Origin of the sequence: Kitasatospora sp. NPDC056327 (genome assembly GCF_042261735.1) — a bacterium.
Taxonomy (GTDB): domain Bacteria; phylum Actinomycetota; class Actinomycetes; order Streptomycetales; family Streptomycetaceae; genus Kitasatospora.
Genome location: NZ_JBHJRC010000028.1, coordinates 1 through 22,653 on the forward strand (window position 1 = coordinate 1; position 22,653 = coordinate 22,653).

Genomic DNA, 22,653 nt, shown 5'->3' on the forward strand with positions numbered 1-22,653 from the left:
GCACCGCACGGTGCGGGCCGTGGCCCGTTCGCGCGCCCCACGCCCGCCCGGCGGGGAGCCGCGCGGCCTCGCACGCGCCGGGCCCACGCGTCCTCGTCCTGGTAGTACCGGTCGCAGTCGGCCGAGAACCCCGCCACCGAGAAGCCCTGGAACGCGCCCTCCGCCCCGAGTCCGCGCAGCCGCTCCAGCGCAGCCGCCGCGGCCGGCGAGGGGTGGGCCGCGAGGTGGGCGGTGGTCGCGCCGGGCCCGTGGCCGAGCAGCAGCTCGGCCTCGATCGCGCAGGCCGCGTCGCAGCTCGCGTTCTTGGCGCTCCGGACGAGGAGGACGTCGTCCGGGCCGCCGCTGTTGAACAACTGGACGCAGCAGAGCCTCAGCAGCCCGGTGTCGCCCCCACCCTGGGTGTGCCGTTCACGTGCCGTGTGCTCGCCGAGCAGTGCGCGGATCGCGTCCAGGTCGGCCGCCGCGGGCCGGAGCCCGTAGCGGCGCAGGCTCGTCTCCTCGTCCATCGGGGTCCCCCTGGTCGTCCGGCACCGGTCGCGGCCGTCCTCCCCGACGCGCCCCGCGCCGGACTGCCCGGGGTGCGTCGGGGCGCTCCGGCGGCCGGGGTGCCGGCGGCGGGGTGCTCCGGCGGCCGGGTGACGGGTCTGCGGTCGACCGGTCACGGGGCGGTCCCGGTCCGGTCGGTGGCGGTTCCCGGGGCGGGCGGACGGGTAGTCCCGGGGCGGACCGGGGCCCGGCGGGACCGAGGAGGACCATGGCGCTCTTCTGCGAACTCTGCGGCAGCCGCACGGACGGTGCCGAGCGGCTCGCCGTCTACTGCCCGGGCGAGTACTGCGGCACCGACCTCCTGGCCGGGCCGGACGCGGGGGTCCGGGCCTGGTGCGAACCGCCGCGCCGGTTCGGGGCCGGCGGCGGCACGGTCACCCTGGACCTGCTCGTCCACAACGCCGGCCCGCGGGCGACCGGCTTCCGCGCCGAGCCGGTCGAACCCGTCCAGGGGCGGCTGGACTTCGACCGCAGGGCCCTGGAGGCGACGCTGGCCCCCGGGGCGACGCGCCGGATCGAACTGCGCTACACCGTGCCGTTCGACGCCGTCGGACCCGCCCTCGACATCGCCTCCCGGTTCGGCGTGCCCGGCGCCGCCGCGGCGGGTCAGGTGCAGGGTGCGCGGTACTCGCGGTTCGGGGTGGCACTGCGGGTCGCCGCGATCACGGCCCGCCAGGGGGCGGCCTGCGCGGCGTTCGCGGTCGACGTGCCGGGACAGCCCGCCGGCGACCCGGACGACGACGGGGAGCGGGACGGAACGCGGGCCCGGGAACGGGACGGCGGCGGCAGCGGCAGCGGCAGCGGCAGCGGCAGCGGCAGCGGCGGGGACGAACGGTACCGGGGCGGGCGCAGCCGCGGCCGGGAGACCCACGACGGCCGGACCCCGCCCCCGCCGGGCGGAAGGACCGGCGGCCGGACCGGCGGCGGCTGCGCGCCCCTGCTGGTCGCCGTTGCGGTGGCGGTCGTCGCGGTGCTCGTCGCGGTCGTCGTGGCCCTCGCGCTCGGCCGCGACGGCGGCACCTCCCCGGCCGGCTCCGGCGGCGCCACCGCCTCGCAGCCGGGCCCCGCCCCGGCGCCCACCCCGCCCACCGGCCCCGCGGCGGGAACCGCGACGGGAACCGGCCCGACCGACCGGCCCGGCGGGACCGGCACGTTCGGGGTCGGGAACGGGAACGGCGGCGGGGTGCGGCCCACCCCCGCACCGTCGACCCGCCGTTCCTCCTCACCCCCGCCCTCCCCCACGCGCTCACCTGCGCCCACGCCCACACCGACGCCGACGCCCGCACCGAGCACCTCCTCCCCCGTTCCCCAGCCGGTCGTCCTGCCGCCGTTGACCGGGCTCACCCAGGCCGCCGCCGTCGCGCGCCTCAAGGAGCTCGGCCTGCGCTCGACCTCCCGGACCGTCAGCCCCGGCAAGGCGCCCGCCCTCCAGGTCCTCGGCACCGATCCGGCCGCCGGAACTCCCGTCCCGGCCGGCAGTGCCGTCCTGCTGCAGGTCTCCGACGGCCTGTTCCCGGTGCCCGCCGTCGCCGGGCTCACCCGTGACGCCGCCGAGAAGCTCCTCCGGGACTCCGGCTTCACCGCCGTGACGTCCTCCGGCACCCCCGACCCCGCCGCCCCCGTGAACCAGGCCCTCCGCACGGATCCGCCCGCGGGCGCGGCGGTGGCCCCGGGGACCCCGCTCACCCTCTGGTACGCCGCCAGGCCGGTCATCCGCTGAACCGGCGCCCGCCGCCCCCTCGGTCCACCGGCCTTCGTGGGACCGGGGATCCGCCCCGCTCCCCGGACGCTAGGCTGCGCTCCGCGGATGATCACGGACCGAGGGGGCGGGATGCCGACGTACCAGGACCTGACCGGGCCGGAACAGCGGCTCTGGGACGCCTGCGCCACCGGCGCGGAGGTCGACCTGCGCAGCGGCGACCCCGGTGAGGACGACCCGGTCGGCGGCGCGGCGTGGGGCCCCGGACGGACGGTGCGCGCCGAGGTGATCACCTCCGCGCTGCTCGGCGCCGGAGGGGACGGCCCGGTGCGGGCGCTGCGTCTGACGGGTGCCCGCGTCACCGGCCGCCTCGACCTCGGCGGGCTGGCGGCGACCGGCGAACTGCGCCTGGAGGGCTGCCACTTCGAGGAGCAGGTGGTGCTGCGGGACGCGACGCTGCGGTCCACCGCCCTGGTCCGCTGCCGGATCCCCGGGCTCGACGGCTGGCTGCTGAAGGTCGACGGCAACCTCTTCTTCGAGGACTCGGTCTTCGACGGACGCCTGACCCTCACCCGGGCGCACATCACCGGCGAACTCCGGCTCAGCGGGGCCCGGATCACCGCCACCGAGCTGCTCGGCACCGGACCGCGGGGCGCCGGAGCACCCGCCGCCGGAGCACCCGCCGCCGGACCGCTGGAGTCCGAGGCCCCCGACCCGGCCGGCGCCCCGGGCGTCTGGGCCCTGTGGGCGGGCGGCCTGGTGATGGAGGGCGGCTGCTTCGCCCGCAAGGGCTTCCACGCCCGCGGCGGCCTGCGGCTGGTCGGCGCCCGGTTCGGCGGCGGGCTGTTCATGGAGCGCGCCCGCATAGACAACGCGGGCGGCGACGCGCTCACCGGCGACGACCTCACGGCCTCCACCCTCGTCCTCGCCGACGGCTTCACGGCCAACGGTTCGGTCCGGCTCCCCGGGGCGGCGATCCGCAGCAGGCTCTCGTTCGACGGCGCCGTCCTGAACGGCGGGGCCGCCGCGCCGGCCGCCGGATCCGTGGCGCTGGACGGCACCCGGCTGACCACCGGCGACCTCCACCTGACCCCCGCCGCCGTCCCGAACGGCACGGTCGACCTCCAGGACGCGCAGACCGCCGTCCTGCACGACAACGCGCACAGCTGGCCCGCCGACACCCGCCTCGACGGCTTCGCCTACACCTCCCTCCAGGGCCCGCCCGCCGGACCGGAGGCCGTCGCCGACCGTCTGGCCTGGCTGGCCCGGCTGCCCGGCTACTCGCCCCAGCCGTACGAGCAACTCGCGGCCTGGTACCGGAGGATCGGCCACGACGACGACGCCCGCCGGGTGCTCCTGGAGAAGCAGCGCCGGCGCCGGCGCACCCTGGGCCCGGCGGGCAGGGTCTGGGGGCGGCTGCTGGACGTCACCGTGGGGTACGGCTACCGCCCTTGGCAGGCTCTGCTGTGGCTGGCCGGGCTCGCACTGCTCGGCACGCTCGTCTTCCGCCACGGCGTGCCGCACGAGATCAAGCGCGGCGAGAGCGTCCCGTTCAGCCCGCTCGTCTACACCCTCGACCTGCTGGTCCCGATCGGCGGGCTCGGCCAGCGCACCGCCTGGTACTGGACCGGGCCGCAGCAGTGGTTCGGCTACTCGCTGACCGCCATCGGCTGGCTCCTCACCACCGCGGTCCTGGCGGGCATCAGCCGCACCCTGAACCGCAGCTGACCGGCCGCACGGCGTCAGCCCGGCAGGCCCGTGCGGCGTGCGGGCCCGGCGAACGCGGCGCGGCCCGGCGGGGAGATCCACCGGGCCGCGCCGCACCGTCCGTCCGACCGTCCGGTCAGCCCGCCGCCGGACCCGCCAGCACCCCGTTGACCAGGGTGCGCGCCTCCTCCTGGACCCGGGCCAGGTGCTCCGGGCCGTGGAACGACTCGGCGTAGATCTTGTAGACGTCCTCGGTGCCGGAGGGCCGCGCCGCGAACCAGGCGTTCTCGGTGCACACCTTGATGCCGCCGATCGCCGCGCCGTTGCCCGGGGCCTCGGTGAGCACCGCGGTGACCGGCTCGCCGGCCAGCTCGCCGGCCGTGACCTGCTCGGCCGACAGGCGGGAGAGCAGCGCCTTCTGCTCGCGGTCCGCCGGGGCGTCCACCCGGGCGTAGGCGGGGGCGCCGAAGCGGTCGGTGAGGTCGCGGTAGTACTCGCTGGGGGTGCGGCCGGTCACGGCGGTGATCTCGGCGGCCAGCAGGGCGAGCAGGATGCCGTCCTTGTCGGTGGTCCAGACCCCGCCGTCGCGGCGCAGGAACGACGCGCCGGCCGACTCCTCGCCACCGAACGCGATCGAGCCCTCCAGCAGGCCCTCGACGAACCACTTGAAGCCGACCGGCACCTCGGTCAGCTCGCGCTTCAGGTCGGCGGCGACCCGGTCGAGCATCGAGGAGGAGACCAGCGTCTTGCCGACGGCCGCGTCCGCGGGCCAGTCGGCGCGGTGGCGGTAGAGGTAGTCGACCGCCACCGCGAGGTAGTGGTTCGGGTTCATCAGGCCGCCGTCCGGGGTGACGATGCCGTGCCGGTCGGCGTCGGCGTCGTTGCCGGTGGCGATGGCGTACTCGTCGCGGCGCGCGATCAGCGAGGCCATCGCGGCGGGCGAGGAGCAGTCCATCCGGATCCTGCCGTCCCAGTCCAGCGTCATGAAGCGCCAGGTCGGGTCGGTGGCCGGGTTGACCACGGTCAGGTCGAGGCGGTGGGTCTCGGCGATCCGGCCCCAGTAGGCGACGGACGCGCCGCCCAGCGGGTCGGCGCCGATCCGCAGGCCGGCCGCGCGGACCGCGTCCAGGTCGAGGACGGCGGGCAGGTCCTCGGTGTAGGTGGTGACGTAGTCGTAGCGGCCGGTGGTCGGCGCGGTCAGGGCGCGCGCGTACGGGACCCGCTTGACGCCGCGCAGGCCCTCGCGGATCAGGGCGTTGGCGCGGTCCTGGATCCAGCCGGTGGCCGCGGAGCCGGCCGGGCCGCCGCTCGGCGGGTTGTACTTGAAGCCGCCGTCGCGGGGCGGGTTGTGCGACGGGGTCACCACGATGCCGTCGGCGAGCGACTGCGGGCTGCGCCGGTTGTGGGTCAGGATCGCGTGCGAGACCGCGGGGGTGGGCGTGTAGCCGTCGGCACTGTCCAGCAGGACGGTCACCCCGTTGGCGGCCAGCACCTCGACCGCGGTGGCCCGGGCCGGCTCGGACAGCGCGTGGGTGTCGACGCCCAGGAACAGCGGGCCGGTGATGCCCTCGATCGCGCGGTACTCGCAGATCGCCTGGGTGGTGGCGGCGATGTGGTCCTCGTTGAACGCCGCGTCCAGCGAGGAGCCCCGGTGGCCCGAGGTGCCGAACGCGACCCGCTGGCCCGGCTCCTCCGGGTCCGGGTGCAGCGTGTAGTACGCCGTCACCAGCCGTGCCACGTCCACCAGGTCGCCCGGCTGCGCCGGCTGTCCGGCCCGTGCGTGTGCCATCGTCTTCTCCCACTGGAATTCTCGCCGTGCGCCGGCCCGCGGCCCGGCGCTTCCTTGCCCCGTGCTCACCGATCGTAGCCAGTGCACGACCCGTCGCCGAACCGGGGCCGGAGCGCGTCGGGGCCCGGTCGGCGCCGCCGCGGGGACCGGCCGGGCCCGGGAGCGCTCCTCGGACGAGCCGTCCGGGGGCTCAGGCGGGGAGCTGCTGCCGGTGGTCCGCCAGGGCGGGGGCGACGGTGGTGGCGAGGAACTCCGTCACCCGGTACTCGACCAGGCCCTCGACGGCGAACGGGTCGGTCCGGACGATCGCCTCGACCGCCGCCCGGTCCTCCCCCGCGGCGATGATCACGCCGCCGTCGCGCGGCACCTTGCGCCCGGAGGCCAGGAAGGTACCGTCCTCGTAGTGGCGGCCGAGCCACCCGACGTGGGCGGGCAGCAGGGCGTCGATGCGGTCGAGCGGCGCGGTGTAGGTCAGCTCCAGTACGAACATGGGACGGAGCCTATCGGGGACGACGAAGCCCCGGACCACGCTCGCGGTCCGGGGCTTCCCGAGGGTGGGCGAGGGTGGATTCGAACCACCTCAGCCGAAGCGGGGGCTTTACGGGCCCTTGGGCTCTCCCGGGCCCAGCTCGCCCTCGGTCGTCGGTTCCCACTGCTGTCGTTCCTTGATCCCGACACCTCCACCCTCTCCTGGATCATCAGGGCGGACAACCGGGTTTCCGGTCACCGCGGCGCCGTTCCGGCACCCCGCCGGACGGCCGTTCCCCCTGGTCGGGGCCACGACGGCGGCTGTCCGCAACTGTCCGGATCATGCCCCCGGGCTCCCCATGAGGTATAGACCACTCGCCGATCGCGGAGACCGCGGCCGTCCCGACGGACCGTCATCGGACCGTTCTCGACCGGGCCGTTGCGCGAGCGCGCGCCGACTGCGATACAAACACTGCTCATATGACGATTGATCGGAGATTTCTGCCATGAGCCAGTCATCCCTGCCCCGCCGCAGCGTGCTCGCCGGCGCGGCGGCAGCCGTCGTCGGCTGGAACACCGTCGGCCGCGCCTGGGCCGTCGAGGCCCCCGCCGACGCGCCCGCCGGAGCCGCCGGGGCGTCGTCCCTCGCGGCGCTGCCCCCGCTCGACGGCACCGTCGTGACCGACGCCGGCACGCTGACCCGGTTCGGCGGGGACTTCGGCCACCTGGTGACGGCCGCCCCGCGCGCCGTCCTGCACCCCGGGTCGGTGCGCGACGTCGCCACCGCGGTCCGCTTCGCCCGCCGCCACCGCATCCCGGTCGCGATGAACGGCCAGAGCGGCACCGGCGCCGCCGCGGAGCTGGAGTCCCACTCCAGCTACGGCCAGGCCGGGGTGCGCGGCGGCCTGGCGATCGACGCCCGCGGGCTGGACCGCATCATCGGCGTCACCCCCGGCCGCGCCGTCGTCGAGGCCGGCGTCACCTGGGCGCAGCTGACCGACGCCGCGCTCGCCCAGGGCTGGATGCCGCCCTGCCTGACGGACTACCTGCACCTGACGGTCGGCGGCACGCTGAGCGTCGGCGGCATCGGCGGCGGTGTCCAGCGGTACGGCTTCCAGGTGGACACCGTCGAGTCGGTGGACGTGGTCACCGGCACCGGTGAGCTGGTGACCGCCTCGGCGCACGCCAACCGCGAGCTGTTCGAGGCCGTGCTGGGCGGCGGCGGGCAGGCCGGCCTCATCGTCCGGGCCACCCTGCGCCTGGTCCCGGCCCGCGAGCGGGCGCTGGTGGTCAACCTGTTCTACGACGACCTGACCGCCTACCTCGCGGACCAGGAGAAGGTGATGACCGAGCGGCGCTTCGACCTCCAGGTCGGCGACGTGGAGCGCAACGCGGCGGGCACCGGCTGGCGGTACAAGGTCGAGGGCGTCGTCCTCCACGACGGCGCCGACGTGCCCGACCGCGCGGCGCTGGTGCGCGGCCTGCGCTGCCTCGCCGCCGAGACGACGTTCGCGGACCAGACGGCGCGCGAGTACGCGTACCGGGTGGACGGCTTCGCCGGGTACCTCCGGGCGGCCGGCCTCTGGTCGCAGCCCAAGCCCTGGATGAGCCTGTTCCTGCCCGCCTCGACCACCGAAACGTTCATGCGCGAGGCCGTCGCGCTGCTGACCCCGGAGGACCTCGGTGCGGGCCTGCTGCTCTTCTACCCGTTCCGCACGGACGTGTTCACCCGCCCGATGACCGTGATGCCGCGGGAGCCGGTCGGCTTCCACTTCGACCTGCTGTCGTTCCCGTTCCCGGGCGCCGACCACGCCGCCGCGCTGCGGCGCAACCGCCGCCTGTACGACCGGGCCGTGGAGCTGGGCGGCAAGCGCTACCTGATCGGCGCGATCCCCGACGTGACGCGGGCCGACTGGCGCCGGCACTACGGCACCCGCTGGGGCCGCGTGGTGGCGGCCAAGCACCGCTTCGACCCGGCCGGCATCCTCACCCCGGGCCAGGGCATCCACTCCTGACGGCGGCCCGCCGCACCCCCGCCGCCCGGTCCGGGGTGCGGCGGGCGGGCCCGCGGCCGGGGGCCGCCCGGCGCGACCTACCAGGTGGCCCCGGCGGGCTGCCGGGTGGTGGCGTTCACCCGGTTGAAGAAGTTGGTCAGGCCGATCCACAGCACCAGCGAGGCCAGCTGCCGTTCGTCGAAGTGCGCCGCCGCCGCGTTCCAAACGTCGTCGGGGACGACGCCCCGGTCCGCGAGCCGGGTGACGCACTCGGACAGCTCCAGCGCGGCCCGCTCGGCACCGGTGAAGTACGGCGCCTCCCGCCAGGCGGCCACCGCGTGCAGCCGCTCGTCGCTCTCGCCGTTCTTCCGGGCGCTCGCGATGCCGCCGACCACGCAGTAGCTGCAGCCGTTGATCTGGCTGGCCCGCAGGTGGGCGAGTTCGAGGACGCTCTCCGGGACCCCGCCCTTCCTGGCCGCCCTGATGACGCCCAGGATCGCCGGCATCGCCTCGGGGATCACGATCGCCGGGTTGGTCATCCGCGCGTCGGTGTTCATGGGGTGCTCGCTTCCGTTCGGGTTCCTGTGGTGTTCCCACCGCACTGACGGAACCCGGCGGAGGAATGTGACGGCCGCCCGGCCCCGGGCCCGCCGCACCCGATCGCACCGAAGCCGTCCGAAGGCCAAGTCAAGCTCCCTGGCGATGATTTGACCGCGTCCGGCTTCCTCCGCCCGGCTGGGCGCTCCGGTCCTCCGGACGCATCCCGCCGACCCCCGCAGGACGACGCGCAGGGCGGCCGCGGATGTCATCGTGGTGACGACGGCCCGGCGCAGGGCCGGAAGGGGCGGAGACCATGACCAACATTCGGACTCGGGCACGGCACCGGCGCGGCCGGCTGGGGGCACGGCTCGCCGCCGTCACCCTGGCCGGTGCCACCGTCGTCACCCTCGCCCCGGCGGCGGCGGTGGCGGCCGGCAGGGACGAGGCGGCCGCGGCCGGGCCGGCGGGGGAACGTCGGCCCCGGGTCGACGGGCAGCTGGAGCTGCGCGAGCTCGTGGAGCACGGCGGGGCGACCGCCGCGCTCGCGGAGATCCGCCTCCCCGGCCACACCCGCTGGCGGGGCGCCGCCGGCACGTCCGACCTGGCCACCGGGCAGCCGGCCAGGCCGGACGGCCGGTTCCGGATCGGCAGCGTGACCAAGACCTTCGTGTCCACGGTGGTGCTCCAGCTCGTCGGCGAGGGCCGGCTCCGTCTGGACGACCCGGTCGAACGGCATCTGCCGGGCGTCGTCCCGAACGGCTCCGCGATCACGGTCCGGCAGCTGCTGAACCACACCAGCGGCCTGTTCAACTTCACCGAGGACGAGCGGTTCCTCGTCAAGAACCAGGCCGAGCTGGAGGACTACGCCTACGGGCGGTGGCGCTTCCGGAACTACCGCCCGGAGCAGTTGGCCGCCGTCTCCGCCGAGCACCCGCCCTACTTCGCCCCGGGCCAGGGCTGGAAGTACTCCAACACCAACTACGTCCTCGCCGGGATGATCATCAACAAGGTCACCGGCCGCACCTGGCAGCGCGAGGCCGAACGCCGGATCATCCGGCCCCTGAACCTGGACGACACCGCGTTCCCCGGCTCCGAGACCGGCCTCGGCGGCCCGCACGCCCACGCGTACGGCGACATGCCGGCCGGGCCGGCCGACATCACCCGGCTCAACCCGAGCGTGGTGGACGCGGCCGGGAACGGCATCTCCACCACCGCGGACCTCAACCGCTTCCACGCCGCGCTCTTCGGCGGAAAGCTGCTCCGCCCCGCCGAGATGGCCGCGCTGACGGACACCGTGCCGACCGGCGCCGAGGGCTCGGGGTACGGGCTCGGCGTGGTCCGGATCGATCTGGGCCCGGGCTGCGAGGCCGCCTGGGGCCACGACGGCGGCCTCCCCGGCTGGTCCACCCTGCTGCTCGGCAGCCGCGACGGGCGGCGGCAGTTCGCGCTGTCCCACAACCCGTTCGTGGGCAAGGACGACTCCGCGAGCGGACCGGCGATCGGGTCGCTGGTCGTCAAGACGCTGTGCGACCCGGCGACACCCGCGGGCGCCCTGGCCGGCCCCGTCGCGGGACCGGCCGGGATCCCGGTGAACCTCCCCCTCACCGGCCCGGACCTGCGGATCGGCACCTCCCCGGCCGGCCACTGAGCCCGGCCCCTCCCGCCGGGGGCGGACGGGCGCCCCCGAACGGTGATGTCGCGAAGCCGCCAGCCCCGCACCGGCGCGACCGGCTGGACTGGTCCGGCACCGCAGACCCGCTCACCGGACGGACTCCATGACCGCGACCACCACCGCCCCCGCACGCCCCGAGGGAACCGACGGAACCGGCGCCCCGGCCCGATCGGCCACGGTCCAGTGGCTGGCCGTGCTGTCGGTCATGCTGGGGATCTTCTCGATCGTCACGACCGAGATCCTGCCGATCGGCCTGCTCACCGCGATCGGGGCCGACTTCACCGTCTCCGACGGGATGGCGGGGCTGATGATGACCATGCCGGGGTTCCTCGCCGCGCTCGCGGCTCCCCTGGTCACCACCGCCACCGCGCGCGTCGACCGCCGGTCGGTGCTGTGCGCGCTCCTGCTCCTGCTGGCGGTGGCCAACGGCCTGGCCGCCGTGGCGCCGGACTACTGGCTGGTCCTGGTGTCGCGCGTCCTCGTCGGCGTCACCATCGGCGGGTTCTGGTCCATCGGGGCCGGGCTCGCCGGCCGCCTGGTACCGGCCCGGAAGGCGGGCCGCGCCGTCTCGGTGATCTTCTCGGCGGTCCCGCTCGGTTCCGTGCTCGGGGTCCCGGCCGGCACGTTCGTCGGCGAGGCCGCGGGCTGGCGGGCGGCGTTCGCCGTCATGGCCGCCCTCACCCTCGGGGTGCTCGTGCTGATGCTCGCCGTCATGCCGCCGCTGCCGCCGGGCGGCGCCACCCGGCCGGGCGTGCTCGGCGGTCTGCTCCGCACCGCGCGCACCCGCTCCGCGCTGCTGCTGACCTTCCTCGTCGTCCTGGCCCACTTCGGTGCGTACACCTATGTGACGCCGTTCCTCCAGCAGGTCACCGGCGCCGGGGCCGGGCTGGTCACCGTCCTCCTGCTGGTCTACGGCGCCGCCGGGATCGCGGGCAACTTCCTGGGCGGCGCCCTGGCCGCCCGGCACCCCCGGACCGGCCTCGGCGGCGCGGCCGCGCTGCTCGGCTGCGCCACCCTGCTGCTGCCGGTGCTGGGCGGCTCGACGGCCGGGGCGGCGGCACTGCTGATCGTCTGGGGCGTCGCCTACGGGGCGGTTCCCGTCGCGTCCAGCACCTGGTTCGCCCGGGCGGCCCCCGGTGAGCCCGAGGCGGCCTCGGTGCTGTTCACCGCCTCCTTCCAGGCCACCGTCTCGCTGGGCGCGCTCGTCGGCGGAAGCGTCGTGGACCGCACCTCGCCGTCCGCGGTCATGACGCTCGGTGGCCTCACGGCCGCCCTCGCGACCCTCGCCGTCGCGGTCGACTTCGCCATCGTCCGTACCCGGTCGCGGACCTGAGGGACTGTCATACTTTTGCGCCGCCGGGCTTGGCGGCGCACGGCCACGGGCAGCCTCCGGGCGGACCGTACGGGCACGACCAGGAGGAGCACCGCATGCTGCAGAACGAGGACCCGACCGCCGACGCCCCGGAGGCGGACCTGCGACGCTCCGCCGCCTTCCTCGTCGACGAAGCCCTCGGCTTCCTCTTCCCGGCCGCCCTCCGGGCCGCCGCCGACGTCGGAGTGGCCGACCACCTCGCGGCCGGGCCCGCCTCGCCCGCCGAACTGGCCGCCGCGACCGGGACGGACGCCCGCAACCTGTACCGGGTACTCCGGCTGCTCGCCACCCGGGGCGTCGTGGCCGAGGACGAGCTGGGCCGGTTCACGCTGACGGCGGCCGGGCAGGCGCTCCGGAGCGACGTCCCCTGCTCCGCGCGGGAGGCGGTCCGGATGCTCACCGACCCCACCATGTGGCGGCCGGCCGGAGAGCTGACGCACTGCCTCACCGAGGGCACCGCCGCCTTCGACGGGCTGTTCGGGATGCCGTTCTTCGACCACTTCGCCAAGGACGAGCGGACCGCCGCCGTCTTCCACGTCGGCATGGCGGCGATGTCCGACGGCGAGAACGCCCCCATCGCCGCCGCCTGCGAACTCCCGCCCAGCGGTACGGTCGTGGACATCGGCGGCGGTCACGGCGGACTGCTGCGGGAGGTGCTGCTGCGCAACCCCGGCCTGGAGGGCGTCCTGTACGACCGCTCCCACGTCCTCGCCGGGAACCGGCTGGGCGCGGACGAACGGATCGCGGGCCGCTGGACGGAGCGGGAGGGCGACTTCTTCTCCTCCGTACCGGCCGGGGACGTCCACCTGCTCAAGCGGATCACCCACGACTGGCCCGACGAGGACTGCGTCACCCTGCTCGGCCACTGTCGCCGCGCACTGCGGTCGGGCGGGCGGGTCCTGGTGCTGGACGCCGTGGTCCCCCCGGGCAACACCCCGCACCAGTCGAAGACGCTGGACCTCATGATGATGGCCTCGCTCACCGGCCGCGAGCGCACCGAGGCCGACTTCGCGGAGCTCTTCGCCCGGGCCGGCCTGCGGCTCTCCAGGGTGCTCCCCACCGCGACGGTCCTCTCGGTGGTGGAGGCCGTCGCGGCCTGAGCGGCCTGAGCCGTCCGCGCACGACCGTGCCCGGGACCGTCGGGACGGTCCCGGGCACAGTCACGGTCCGTCAGGCGAGCGCGAGGCTGATCTGGTCGCCGAAGAGCACCCAGTGCTGGCCGCGGTCGTTGACGTCGCACGGCTTCGTCGAGACGTTCGGGGTCCCCCACTCGTTCGCGAGGCAGTAGCCCGGCGCGAAGGTGAGGACGACGGCCTGGCCCGAGACGCTCCAGTACTGGCCCTGGCGATCGTCAACGAACCGGGGGAGCTGTGCGACGGATTCATCCCAATGGAGAGCCATCGGCCGGCGGTGCTGAACCGAACGGCCGACCGGACGTCAGTCCTCGTCGGTGAGGGCCAGCGCGTCGGTGATCAGACGGGTGGCGAACTCCTCGTCGTCACCGGCCATGCGGTTGATGTGCTCGGCGAGCAGGACCGAGGTCGCCTCCAGGGGGTTCATCTCGGCGCGGGTCCAGTCGCCGTACTGCGCACGCCACAGGTTGGGACTCAGACCGGTACCGGCGGCGATGAGCAGACCGGCCATGGTGGGGATCACCTCGGGCCGGAAGGTGTTGGGCATCATCCGCATGGTGGTGACGAGGGTGGGCACCACGTGGTCGATGACGTCCTTGTCGTGCCGCTCGCAGACCGTGCGCAGCCAGTCCATGTACATGTAGATGAGCGTGCACACCCCGTCGAGCAGCGCGTCGGCCTCCGCCCGACCCATCGAGGCGGCGAACTGGTCGGCCATCCGCCTCTGCTCCGGGTCGGTGCGGCTCTTCCCGTCGTAGATGGCCTTCAGCCGCGAGTCCATCACCATGACGGCCGTGCTCACGTCGCCGGCGGGAGCGTACGAGGGGTCACAGGGCGATGACATGGCAGTCCTCCTCAACCTGCCACAGTGGGTAGCGTGGCATATTCGAAGCGTAGACCAACTGAGCGTGCGCGTCCGGTGTTTCCGGGCAGCGGAGGACTGCTCAGCGGGTGGTCGTGCGGAGGTTCGCGAGCAGGGTGGTGCCGTCCGCGGAGGTGGCGAGGACCCGGCCGGAGCGGTGCCGGTAGGTGACGGCGTCGCCGTGCCGGCGCACGCCGACCCGGGGGCCGGTCGCGTCCGGGACGAGCAGGGTGAGCGCCGGGGCGGAGAGCGGCCCGGCGCCGGCGTGCGCGCGCAGGCCGTTCCCGCCGGCGAGCGGAACGGTGAGCGCCCGATGGTCGGCGCGCCCGGTGGTCAGCGGCCGAGGTCCGGCCGGCCCTCCCGGTTCGAACAGGACTCGTAGTCGTAGCGGGTGACGTGCTCCCGCTCCTCCCCCGTCAGCGCCTCCCACGCGTCCTCCTCGGCGCACAGCAGCCGCTCCCCGCTGCGGAAGGGGTGCGCGGCGAACCGCGCCGGGTCGGCGAGCACCCGCTCGTACGCGGCGCGGCCGGCGGCGACCACGGCGGCGCGGGCGTAGAGGAAGCCGTCGTCGCTCAGCGGCCGCGGCAGGTCGCCGGGGTCGTCCGGGTCCGCGGCCGACCGGGTCCCGTACTCGGCGCGGTCGAGGCGGTACGGGGCTTCGGTGAGGCGTTCGGCGAAGCCGGTGATCTCACCGGCCCCGCCGGCGACGAGTGCCCCGGTGAGCCGCCGGCGCCGCGTCGGTGGTGCTCATGGTGGTGCCGTCCGTTCCGTGCTCGGGTGCGATCGGAACGGATCCTGTCACGGACCACCGACAGGAGGCCCTCAGTCCTCGATCCCCTCCCAGCCGCGGCGGGGCGGGGCACCGGCGGGCTGGTGGGGGTCGCGGCTGCGGTAGACGATGTAGGGGCGGAAGAGGTACTGCACGGGGGCGCTGAACATGTGCACCAGCCGGGTGAACGGCAGCAGCGCGAACAGCACCAGGCCGACCACCGCGTGCGCCTTGAAGGCGACCGGCACGTCCGCCATCCGGCTCACGTCCGGGCTCAGGGTGAACAGGCTGCGGGCCCAGGGCGCGATGGTGGAGCGGTAGTCGTACCCGGAGTCGAGCGAGGAGTGCATCAGCTTGGCGACCAGGCCGAGCACGATCGCCGCCAGCAGCACCACGTACATCAGTTTGTCGTTCCGGGTGGTGGCGCGGAACACGGCCGGGGTGCGGCGGCGCCGGTAGAGCAGCACCAGGATCCCGGCGAGTGCCAGGAGGCCCGCCGCGCAGCCGGCGAACAGCGAGAGCAGGTGGTAGGCGTGCTCGTCGAGGCCGACCGCGTCGGTCCAGGAGGCGGGCACGAACAGGCCCATGAGGTGGCCGGCCAGCACGAAGAGGATGCCGTAGTGGAACACGGGCGAGGCGATGTTCAGCAGCCGGGACTCGTAGAGCTCGGAGGAGCGGGTGGTCCAGCCGAACCTGTCGTAGCGGTAGCGCCAGACGAGGCCGGAGACCAGCAGCGCGAACGCGACGTACGGCAGCGCGCCCCAGAGGAAGGTGTCCATCGGCGGTCTCCGGTCGCAGGGAGTGGGCGGTCTCAGGGGGTGGGCGGTCAGGTCGTGGACACCACGGGCAGCAGGCCCAGGTGTCCGTACGGCGGGGTGTCCAGGCCGACCTGTTCGCTCGGCGGGCCGCCGCGGGCGAGGGCCAGCGCGGCGGCGCGGTCCCCGGGCGACGGGCCCGGCAGGGTGGCGCAGACCGCGGCGAGCACGTCCGCGTACGGGGTGCCGTGCTCCGTCAGCGCGAGCCGCAGCAGTTCCAGGGCGGGCCGGTGCCCCCGCAGTAGCGAGTCGTCGCCGGTGGTGGCGGTGAACTCCAGGACGGCGGGCAGGAAGTCGGGCAGGTCCTCACCGGTGAACTCCAGGCCGTGCGCGCGGTAGGCGGTCTTGAAGCGCAGCAGGGCCTCGCCGCGCCGGCGGGTGTCGCCGTCGGTCCACCAGCTGAGGTGGAGGCTGTGGCGCTGCCGGAAGTCGAAGACCTCGACGTAGTGGCGGGCCAGTTCGCCGGCGGGGCGCCCGTCGGCCCAATCGAGGAAGGTGCGCAGCGGTGCGGCGGCGGCGTGCCGGACCGGCCCGAGCAGCGCGGTGAGGCCGCGCAGCGGCCCGGGGCCCTGCGCCGTGCCGGGGCCGTGCGCCGTGCCGGGCCCGGACGGGTGGCTGTCGGGGTAGCAGAGGCATTCGGCGGCGGCCCGGCGCACCAGGGCGCGCTCACCCTCCGCCCGGCTCGCGGGAGCGGTCTGGGCGGCGGTCACCGCGGTGGCTCCTCTCGGTCGGCGGTCTGGCGGCGGCGCATCGCGTGGAAGCTCTCGACGGTGACCAGCGGCAGCGACCGCCGTCCGGAGCCGGCGCCGAACGGACCGTCGGCGTCCCCGGGCTCCCCGTCCCCCTGTTCCAGACCGTGGTCCAGGCTGCAGCCGGTGGGCACCGCGGACTCCTCCAGGCGTTCGGCGTCGGCCCGGGCGGCGGTCGGGATGACGTACCGGTCCTCGTACTTGGCGATGGCGAGCAGCCGGAACAGGTCCTCGATCCGGTCGGCGTCCAGGCCGACCGACTCCGCCACCGCCGGATCGGGCGCCTGCCCGAGGTTGACCGCGCGCATGTGGGCGCGCATCGCGGCGAGCCGGTCGAGGGCGTCGCGCACCGGCCGGGGGTCGCCGGCGGTGAAGAGTTCGGCGAGGTACTCGACGGGGATCCGCAGGGCGTCGATCGCGCCGAAGAGGTTTCCGGCGTCCTCGCCGTCGTGGCCGCTCGCCGCGACCTCCTCGACGACCGGGGAGAGCGGCGGGATGTACCAGACCATCGGCAGGGTGCGGTACTCGGGGTGGAGCGGCAGCGCGACCCGGTAGGTGCTGACGAGCGCCCGCACGGGTGAGCGCCGGGCGGCCTCGATCCAGTCGTGCGGGACGCCGTCGCGCTCGGCGGCCCGCCGCACCTCGGGGTCCTCCGGGTCGAGGAGGACGCCCAGTTGAGCCTCGTAGAGGTCGTGCTCGTCCTCGACGGAGGCGGCGGCGGTGACCAGGTCGGCGTCGTAGAGCAGCACGCCGAGGTAGCGCAGCCGGCCGACGCAGGTCTCCGAGCAGACGGTGGGCAGGCCGACCTCGGTGCGCGGGTAGCAGAAGGTGCACTTCTCGGCCTTGCCGGTGCGGTGGTTGAAGTAGATCTTCTTGTACGGGCAGCCGGTGACGCACTGGCGCCAGCCCCGGCAGCCGTCCTGGTCGACGAGGACGATGCCGTCCTCGGTCCGCTTGTAGATGGCGCCGGAGGGGCAGGCGGCGACGCAGGCCGGGTTGAGGCAGTGCTCGCAGATCCGGGGCAGGTAGAACATGAAGCTCTGCTCGTACTGGAAGCGGATCCGCCGGCCCACCTCCTCGCGCATCCGCTCGACGTTGGGGTCGGCCGGCGCGTGCTCGGGGGCACCGCCGAGGTCGTCGTCCCAGTTCGGCGACCACTCGACGGCCATCGGGCGTCCGGTGATCAGCGAGTGCGGCCGGGCGACGGGGTAGTCCTCGCCGAGCGGGGCGTCGGTGAGCGCGCGGTAGTCGTACGTCCAGGGCTCGTAGTAGTCCCGGAGGGTCGGCATGACCGGGTTGGCGAAGATCGAGGCGAGTTTGAACGCCCGTCCGCCCTGGCGGAGCCGGAGCCGTCGCCGCCGGTCGAGCCGCCAGCCGCCGCGCCACTTCTCCTGGTCCTCGTAGCGGCGCGGGTAGCCGAGCCCGGGGCGGGTCTCGACGTTGTTGAACCAGACGTACTCGGTGCCCTGCCGGTTGGTCCAGGTCTGTTTGCAGGTGACCGAACAGGTGTGGCACCCGATGCACTTGTCGAGGTTCATCACCATGGCGAGCTGGGCCATCACACGCATCAGTACCGCACCTCCTGGCCGCGGCGGCGGATCACCGTCACCTCGTCGCGCTGGTTCCCGGTCGGGCCGAGGTAGTTGAAGGCCCAGGAGAACTGGGCGTAGCCGCCGATCAGGTGGGTGGGCTTGAGCAGCACCCTGGTCAGCGAGTTGTGGATGCCGCCGCGCCGCCCGCCGGTCTCGGCGCGGGGGACGTTGACGGTGCGCTCCTGCGCGTGGTGCATGTAGACGGTGCCGGGCGGCATCCGGTGCGAGACGACGGCGCGGGCGACCACGACGCCGTTGCGGTTGACGGCCTCGATCCAGTCGTTGTCGGCGGCGCCGATGGCGGCGGCGTCCTCGGTCGACATCCAGATCACCTGCCCGCCGCGGGAGAGCGCGAGCATGAACAGGTTGTCCTGGTACTCGGAGTGGATGGACCACTTGTTGTGCGGGGTGAGGTAGCGGACCGTCACCTCCCGTCGGCCGTCCGGGCCGAGGGCGGGCTCGCCGAAGAGCCGGCGGATGTCGAGCGGCGGCCGGTAGACGGGCAGCGCCTCGCCCAGTTCGTGCATCCAGTCGTGGTCGACGAAGAAGTGCTGACGGCCGCTGAGCGTGTGCCAGGGCTTGAGGTGCTCGGTGTTGAGGGTGAAGGGGCTGTAGCGGCGCCCGCCGGACTCGCTGCCGGACCACTCGGGCGAGGTGATGACCGGGGCGGGGGCGGCCTGGGTGTCGGCGTAGGAGATCCGGCGGCCCTCGTGCTCGGCGGCCAGGTGCGCCAGCTCCCGTCCGGTGCGGCGTTCCAGGGTGCGGAAGCCCTGGGTCGCGAGCCGGCCGTTGGTGGTGCCGGAGAGCGCGAGCACGGTGTCGGCGGCCTTGACGGCGGTGTCCAGGGCGGGGCGCCCGTCGGCCGGGCCGCCGCGGACCACGCCGTTCCTGGCCCGGAGCCGCTCGACCTCCTCGTCCGGGTGCAGCACCACGCCCTTGGCGGGCAGGCCGAGCCGTTCGACGAGCGGGCCGAGCGCCGCCATCTTCGCCGCCACCGCGGTGTAGTCGCGCTCGACGACGGTGAGGCCGGGCATGGTGGCGCCGGGGACGGGCTCGCACTCGCCGGCCCGCCAGTCCAGGTCGGTGCCGCCGGGCTGCGCGGTCTCGCCGGGGGTGTCGTGCTGGAACGGGGTGGCGACCAGGTCGTGGCGGGTGCCGAGGTGGTCGCGGGCCAGTTCGCTGAACCGCGCGGCGATCGCGTGGAAGGCGTCGAAGTCGGAGCGGGCCTGCCAGGGCGGGTCGACGGCGGGGGCGAAGGAGTGCACGTAGGGGTGCATGTCGGTGGAGGACAGGTCGTGCTTCTCGTACCAGGTGGCGGCGGGCAGCACGACGTCGGACAGCAGGGTGGAGGAGGTCATCCGGAAGTCCAGCGAGAGCAGCAGGTCGAGCTTGCCCTCGGGGGCCTCGGGGTGCCAGCGGACGTCGCGCGGGCGGGTGTCCTCGCCCGCCTCCCGGGCGCGCAGCGAGGAGTGGGTGCCCAACAGGTGCCTGGTGAAGTACTCGGCGCCCTTGGCGGAGGAGCCGAGCAGGTTGGCCCGCCAGAGGGTCATCACCCGGGGCCAGTTGGCGGGGGCGTCCGGGTCCTCGCAGGCGAACCCCAGCCGCCCGGCGCGCAGTTCCGCGACGACGTGGTCCTTCGGGTCGACGCCCAGGGCGCGGGCCTCGTCGGCGAGGTCGAGCGGGTTGCGGTCGAAGGTCGGGTAGGAGGGCATCCAGCCGAGGCGGGCGGAGCGCGCCAGCAGGTCGACGGTGGCCAGGCCCCGGAAGCGGCCGGTGCCCAGCGGGGAGGCGAGGACGTCGGCGGGGTAGGTGTCGTAGCGCCACTGGTCGGTGTGCAGGTAGAACCAGCCGGTGCCGATCGCCTGCCGGGGCGGGCGGGACCAGTCGCCGGCGCCGGCCAGGGTCGCCCAGCCGGTGACCGGCCGGCACTTCTCCTGGCCGACGTAGTGCGCCCAGCCGCCGCCGTTGCGGCCCTGGCAGCCGGTGAGGGCGAGCAGGGCGAGGAAGGTGCGGTAGATCGTCTCAGAGTGGAACCAGTGGTTGGTGCCGGCGCCCATGAGGATCATGCAGCGGCCCCCGGACTCCTCCGCGGTGCGCGCGAACTCCCGGGCCACCCGGACGGCCTGGGCGGCCGGCACCGAGGTGTGGCGCTCCTGCCAGGCGGGCGTGCCGGGGGTCTCCGCGTCCTCGTAGGAGTCCGGCCAGCGGCCCGGCAGACCGGCGCGGCCCACCCCGTACTGGGCGAGCAGGAGGTCGAAGACGGTGGTCACCAGCGGGCCGGTCCCGTCGAGGCGCAGGGCGGGCACGCCCCGGTGGACGGTCTCGCCGCGCCCCTGGCCGTGCTCGCCGCCGTCGGTGTCGAAGCGCGGGAGCAGCACCCCGACGGGCGTGGCGGCCGGGTCGCCGTGCAGGGTGAGGCGGGGGCGCAGGCCCTGGAGGTCGAGGTTCCAGCGTCCCTCGCCGGAGCCGGTCCAGCGGAAGCCGAGCGAGCCGTTGGGCACGGCGGGGCGGCCGGTCGCCTCGTCGAGGACGGCGAGCTTCCACTCGGCGCCCTCGCCGGTGTCGCCGAGGTCGGCCGCGCGGAGGAACTTCGCGGGGACGTACCCGCCGTCCCGCTCGGTCAGGGTGACCAGGAACGGCAGGTCGGTGAAGCGGCGGACGTAGTCGTCGAAGAACGGGGTGGTCCGGTCGACGAAGAACTCCCGCAGGATCACGTGGCCCATCGCGAGGGCGAGCGCGCCGTCGGTGCCCGGATGGGGGTGCATCCACTCGTCGGCGAACTTGGTGTTGTCCGCGTAGTCCGGGGAGACGGCCACCACCTTCTGGCCCCGGTAGCGGGCCTCGGCCATCCAGTGGGCGTCCGGGGTGCGGGTGACGGGGACGTTGGAGCCCCACATCATCAGGTAGGCGGCGTCCCACCAGTCCCCGGACTCCGGGACGTCGGTCTGGTCGCCGAACACCTGCGGGGAGGCCACCGGCAGGTCCGCGTACCAGTCGTAGAAGGAGAGCATCGCCGCGCCGATGAGGGAGTGGAAGCGCGCCCCGGCGGCGTGCGAGACGATCGACATCGCCGGGATCGGGGAGAAGCCGGCGATCCGGTCCGGCCCGTGCCGCTTGACGGTGTGCACGTGCGCGGCGGCGACGATCTCCACCGCCTCGTCCCAGCTCGTCCGCACCAGGCCGCCCTTGCCGCGGGCCTGCTGGTAGGCGCGGCGGCGCCGCGGGTCGTCCTGGATCTCCGCCCACGCCAGCACCGGGTCCCCCAGCCGGGCGCGCGCCTCCCGGTACAGCTCCAGCAGGACGCCGCGCACGTACGGGTAGCGGACCCTGGTGGGCGAGTAGGTGTACCAGGAGAAGGCGGCACCGCGCGGGCAGCCGCGCGGCTCGTACTCGGGGCGGTCGGGGCCGACGGAGGGGTAGTCGGTGGCCTGGGTCTCCCAGGTGATGATGCCGTCCTTGACGAAGACCTTCCAGCGGCAGGAGCCGGTGCAGTTGACGCCGTGGGTGGAGTGGACGACCTTGTCGTGGCTCCAGCGGTCCCGGTAGAAGGCGTCTGCCGCCCGGCCGCCGGTGCGGTGGACGCTGTGCAGGTCGGGCGCGGGGGTGCCGGGGCGGAAGAAGCGGCCGGCCCGGAGGAAGGCGGCGCCGGGCTCGCTCGTCGGGGCGGTGGGCGGCGGGGCGGTCCGTGCCGGGCCGCCGGGCGGTGGACCGGTCGGCGGCGGCGCGGCCCCGGATCCGTTCGTCGGTTCCCGCACGTGGCACCCTCCGTCTCCGGGCCGGACCGTGTGCCCATCGAAACCGCGCGCCCGCGCCGCCGCATCCGGACGGGACCTCCCGGGTGACCCCGCTCCCCCGACCGCCCCGGTCCGGCGGTCCCGGCTGGCCGGAGCGGGGTGCGGGCGGTCCGATGGAGCCATGGCAGCCAGGCACAAGCGCAGCGGCCCGCGGTGGGACGCCGTCCCGCCGGCCACCGGAGCGGCCGTGATGGCGACCGGCATCATCTCGATCGGCTTCCACCTCGCCGGGTTCGACGCCCTGTCGATCGCGGACCTCTGGATCGCCGGGCTGCTCTGGCTGCTGCTCGCGCTGGCCTTCGTCGCGCTGCTGGTCGGCGACCGGCGCGGCTGGACGGCCCGGTCGCAGACCCCGCCCGCGCTGACCGCGGTGGCCGCGACCACGGTGCTCGGCGTCCGCCTCGACCAACTGGGCTGGACGGGCGGGGCGGTGGCCCTGCTCACGGTCGCCGCCGTGGCCTGGCCGGTGCTGCTCACGGCCGTCCTGCGCCACCTCGGGCGGCGGCTGCCTGGCGCGGCCTTCCTGATCTGCGTCGCCACCCAGGGCCTGGCCGTGCTCGCCGCGACCCTCGCCCCGCACACCGCCGACTGGCTCGCCTGGGCGGCCCTGCCGGTCTTCGTGCTGGGCCTGGTGCTCTACGTGGACGCGCTGCTGCGCTTCGACCCCGGCCAGGTGACGGCGGGGGCCGGCGACCACTGGGTGGCGGGCGGCGCCGTGTCGATCTCCGCGCTCGCCGCCTCCAAACTGCTCGCCTCCGGGGTGTGGAGCGGGGGCGCGCACACCGTGCTGCGCGTGGTCACCCTGGTGCTGCTCGGGCTCGCGCTCGCCTGGTACGCGGTACTGGCCACCGCCGAGGTGATCCGGCCGCGCCTGCGCTACGACCTGCGCCGCTGGTCGACGGTCTTCCCGCTCGGCATGACGGCGGTGGCCTCGCTGTCGGCCTCGGCCGCCGCCCGGGTGGACGGGCTGGAGCCGCTGGGGCGGGCCCTGCTGTGGGTCGCGGCGGTGGTGTGGCTGTTCACCGCCTTCGGCGCTCTGCGCCGGGTGGGGCGCGGATCCGGCCGGGCCGCCGGCACTGCCGCCGGGCCCGCGGGGGCCGTCCCGGCGCGGGAGGACTGACGGCCCGGCGGCGCGGGAGGAGCAGCGGCACG

18 protein-coding genes, 1 tRNA gene and 1 pseudogene are annotated in these 22,653 nt (G+C 75.1%); 7 read left to right on the plus strand and 13 right to left on the minus strand.

Annotated features, from left to right (window positions below; all coding sequences use genetic code 11):
- On the minus strand, nt 1-506 hold a 506-nt coding region (locus ACFCX4_RS06860; protein WP_376139502.1), incomplete at its 3' end, for a hypothetical protein.
- Nucleotides 507-754: 248 nt separating this feature from the next.
- Between ACFCX4_RS06860 and ACFCX4_RS06865 the strand changes: the two genes are divergently transcribed.
- Nucleotides 755-2,266: a PASTA domain-containing protein gene (locus ACFCX4_RS06865; RefSeq protein WP_376139504.1), complete on the plus strand. Its 1,512-nt coding sequence runs from the start codon at nt 755-757 to the stop codon at nt 2,264-2,266.
- A gap of 111 nt (nt 2,267-2,377) precedes the next feature.
- The gene (locus tag ACFCX4_RS06870) at nt 2,378-3,973 is read left to right on the plus strand and encodes an oxidoreductase (RefSeq protein WP_376139506.1); all 1,596 of its coding nucleotides are present in this window, start codon (nt 2,378-2,380) and stop codon (nt 3,971-3,973) included.
- A 115-nt stretch (nt 3,974-4,088) separates the two neighbouring features.
- Here the strand turns inward: ACFCX4_RS06870 and pgm are convergent, their stop codons facing one another.
- The 3 genes from pgm to ACFCX4_RS06885 form a co-directional block, all read right to left on the minus strand.
- Nucleotides 4,089-5,741 (minus strand): phosphoglucomutase (alpha-D-glucose-1,6-bisphosphate-dependent), encoded by a 1,653-nt coding sequence (pgm, locus tag ACFCX4_RS06875; RefSeq protein ID WP_376139508.1) that lies wholly within the window; start codon nt 5,739-5,741, stop codon nt 4,089-4,091.
- Between the two features lie 190 nt (nt 5,742-5,931).
- Nucleotides 5,932-6,231, minus strand: a complete 300-nt coding sequence (locus ACFCX4_RS06880) for a YciI family protein (protein WP_376139510.1) — start codon at nt 6,229-6,231, stop codon at nt 5,932-5,934.
- A 65-nt stretch (nt 6,232-6,296) separates the two neighbouring features.
- Nucleotides 6,297-6,376: transfer RNA gene (locus ACFCX4_RS06885), tRNA-Tyr, on the minus strand.
- Nucleotides 6,377-6,715: 339 nt separating this feature from the next.
- Here ACFCX4_RS06885 and ACFCX4_RS06890 point away from each other — a divergent pair.
- Nucleotides 6,716-8,224, plus strand: coding sequence for an FAD-binding protein (locus ACFCX4_RS06890; protein ID WP_376139512.1), 1,509 nt, complete (start codon nt 6,716-6,718; stop codon nt 8,222-8,224).
- 77 nt (nt 8,225-8,301) lie between these two features.
- Here the strand turns inward: ACFCX4_RS06890 and ACFCX4_RS06895 are convergent, their stop codons facing one another.
- The gene (locus ACFCX4_RS06895; protein ID WP_376139514.1) at nt 8,302-8,760 is read right to left on the minus strand and encodes a carboxymuconolactone decarboxylase family protein; all 459 of its coding nucleotides are present in this window, start codon (nt 8,758-8,760) and stop codon (nt 8,302-8,304) included.
- A 296-nt stretch (nt 8,761-9,056) separates the two neighbouring features.
- On the opposite strand from ACFCX4_RS06895, the gene ACFCX4_RS06900 reads away from it, so the two are divergent.
- From ACFCX4_RS06900 to ACFCX4_RS06910, 3 genes are all read left to right on the plus strand, one after another.
- Entirely contained in the window at nt 9,057-10,391 is a 1,335-nt protein-coding gene (locus tag ACFCX4_RS06900) for a serine hydrolase domain-containing protein (protein WP_376139516.1), read from the plus strand.
- 127 nt (nt 10,392-10,518) lie between these two features.
- Complete coding sequence (locus ACFCX4_RS06905) at nt 10,519-11,748, plus strand: MFS transporter (protein WP_376139518.1); 1,230 nt, start codon at nt 10,519-10,521, stop codon at nt 11,746-11,748.
- Between the two features lie 95 nt (nt 11,749-11,843).
- A complete protein-coding gene (locus ACFCX4_RS06910) occupies nt 11,844-12,887 on the plus strand; it encodes a methyltransferase (protein WP_376139520.1) in 1,044 nt (347 codons plus the stop codon).
- 70 nt (nt 12,888-12,957) lie between these two features.
- On the opposite strand, the gene ACFCX4_RS06915 is transcribed toward ACFCX4_RS06910, so the two are convergent.
- The 8 genes and pseudogenes from ACFCX4_RS06915 to ACFCX4_RS06950 form a co-directional block, all read right to left on the minus strand.
- Nucleotides 12,958-13,188 (minus strand): hypothetical protein, encoded by a 231-nt coding sequence (locus tag ACFCX4_RS06915; RefSeq protein WP_376139522.1) that lies wholly within the window; start codon nt 13,186-13,188, stop codon nt 12,958-12,960.
- A gap of 36 nt (nt 13,189-13,224) precedes the next feature.
- Complete coding sequence (locus ACFCX4_RS06920) at nt 13,225-13,764, minus strand: hypothetical protein (RefSeq protein WP_376139524.1); 540 nt, start codon at nt 13,762-13,764, stop codon at nt 13,225-13,227.
- Nucleotides 13,765-13,864: 100 nt separating this feature from the next.
- Nucleotides 13,865-14,212, minus strand: coding sequence for a hypothetical protein (locus ACFCX4_RS06925; RefSeq protein WP_376139526.1), 348 nt, complete (start codon nt 14,210-14,212; stop codon nt 13,865-13,867).
- Nucleotides 14,116-14,496, minus strand: a pseudogene (locus tag ACFCX4_RS06930) (DUF4240 domain-containing protein); the annotation flags it as partial. The gene ACFCX4_RS06925 and the pseudogene ACFCX4_RS06930, both read right to left, overlap by 97 nt.
- A 108-nt stretch (nt 14,497-14,604) precedes the next feature.
- Entirely contained in the window at nt 14,605-15,330 is a 726-nt protein-coding gene (gene narI, locus ACFCX4_RS06935; RefSeq protein WP_376139528.1) for a respiratory nitrate reductase subunit gamma, read from the minus strand.
- Nucleotides 15,331-15,377: 47 nt separating this feature from the next.
- A complete protein-coding gene (narJ, locus tag ACFCX4_RS06940; protein WP_376139530.1) occupies nt 15,378-16,076 on the minus strand; it encodes a nitrate reductase molybdenum cofactor assembly chaperone in 699 nt (232 codons plus the stop codon).
- Nucleotides 16,073-17,683, minus strand: a complete 1,611-nt coding sequence (gene narH, locus ACFCX4_RS06945) for a nitrate reductase subunit beta (protein ID WP_376139532.1) — start codon at nt 17,681-17,683, stop codon at nt 16,073-16,075. The genes narJ and narH overlap by 4 nt, the downstream gene beginning before the upstream one ends.
- Entirely contained in the window at nt 17,683-21,462 is a 3,780-nt protein-coding gene (locus ACFCX4_RS06950; RefSeq protein WP_376139534.1) for a nitrate reductase subunit alpha, read from the minus strand. The genes narH and ACFCX4_RS06950 overlap by 1 nt, the downstream gene beginning before the upstream one ends.
- A 160-nt stretch (nt 21,463-21,622) precedes the next feature.
- On the opposite strand from ACFCX4_RS06950, the gene ACFCX4_RS06955 reads away from it, so the two are divergent.
- A complete protein-coding gene (locus tag ACFCX4_RS06955) occupies nt 21,623-22,621 on the plus strand; it encodes a tellurite resistance/C4-dicarboxylate transporter family protein (RefSeq protein WP_376139536.1) in 999 nt (332 codons plus the stop codon).
- Nucleotides 22,622-22,653 lie beyond the last annotated feature (32 nt).

Coding starts and splice junctions, on each gene's coding strand:
- ACFCX4_RS06865 (WP_376139504.1), top strand. CDS start 755: ATGGCGCTCTTCTGCGAACTCTGCGGCAGCCGCACGGACGGTGCCGAG.
- ACFCX4_RS06870 (WP_376139506.1), top strand. CDS start 2,378: ATGCCGACGTACCAGGACCTGACCGGGCCGGAACAGCGGCTCTGGGAC.
- pgm (WP_376139508.1), bottom strand. CDS start 5,741: ATGGCACACGCACGGGCCGGACAGCCGGCGCAGCCGGGCGACCTGGTG.
- ACFCX4_RS06880 (WP_376139510.1), bottom strand. CDS start 6,231: ATGTTCGTACTGGAGCTGACCTACACCGCGCCGCTCGACCGCATCGAC.
- ACFCX4_RS06890 (WP_376139512.1), top strand. CDS start 6,716: ATGAGCCAGTCATCCCTGCCCCGCCGCAGCGTGCTCGCCGGCGCGGCG.
- ACFCX4_RS06895 (WP_376139514.1), bottom strand. CDS start 8,760: ATGAACACCGACGCGCGGATGACCAACCCGGCGATCGTGATCCCCGAG.
- ACFCX4_RS06900 (WP_376139516.1), top strand. CDS start 9,057: ATGACCAACATTCGGACTCGGGCACGGCACCGGCGCGGCCGGCTGGGG.
- ACFCX4_RS06905 (WP_376139518.1), top strand. CDS start 10,519: ATGACCGCGACCACCACCGCCCCCGCACGCCCCGAGGGAACCGACGGA.
- ACFCX4_RS06910 (WP_376139520.1), top strand. CDS start 11,844: ATGCTGCAGAACGAGGACCCGACCGCCGACGCCCCGGAGGCGGACCTG.
- ACFCX4_RS06915 (WP_376139522.1), bottom strand. CDS start 13,188: ATGGCTCTCCATTGGGATGAATCCGTCGCACAGCTCCCCCGGTTCGTT.
- ACFCX4_RS06920 (WP_376139524.1), bottom strand. CDS start 13,764: ATGTCATCGCCCTGTGACCCCTCGTACGCTCCCGCCGGCGACGTGAGC.
- narI (WP_376139528.1), bottom strand. CDS start 15,330: ATGGACACCTTCCTCTGGGGCGCGCTGCCGTACGTCGCGTTCGCGCTG.
- narH (WP_376139532.1), bottom strand. CDS start 17,683: ATGCGTGTGATGGCCCAGCTCGCCATGGTGATGAACCTCGACAAGTGC.
- ACFCX4_RS06955 (WP_376139536.1), top strand. CDS start 21,623: ATGGCAGCCAGGCACAAGCGCAGCGGCCCGCGGTGGGACGCCGTCCCG.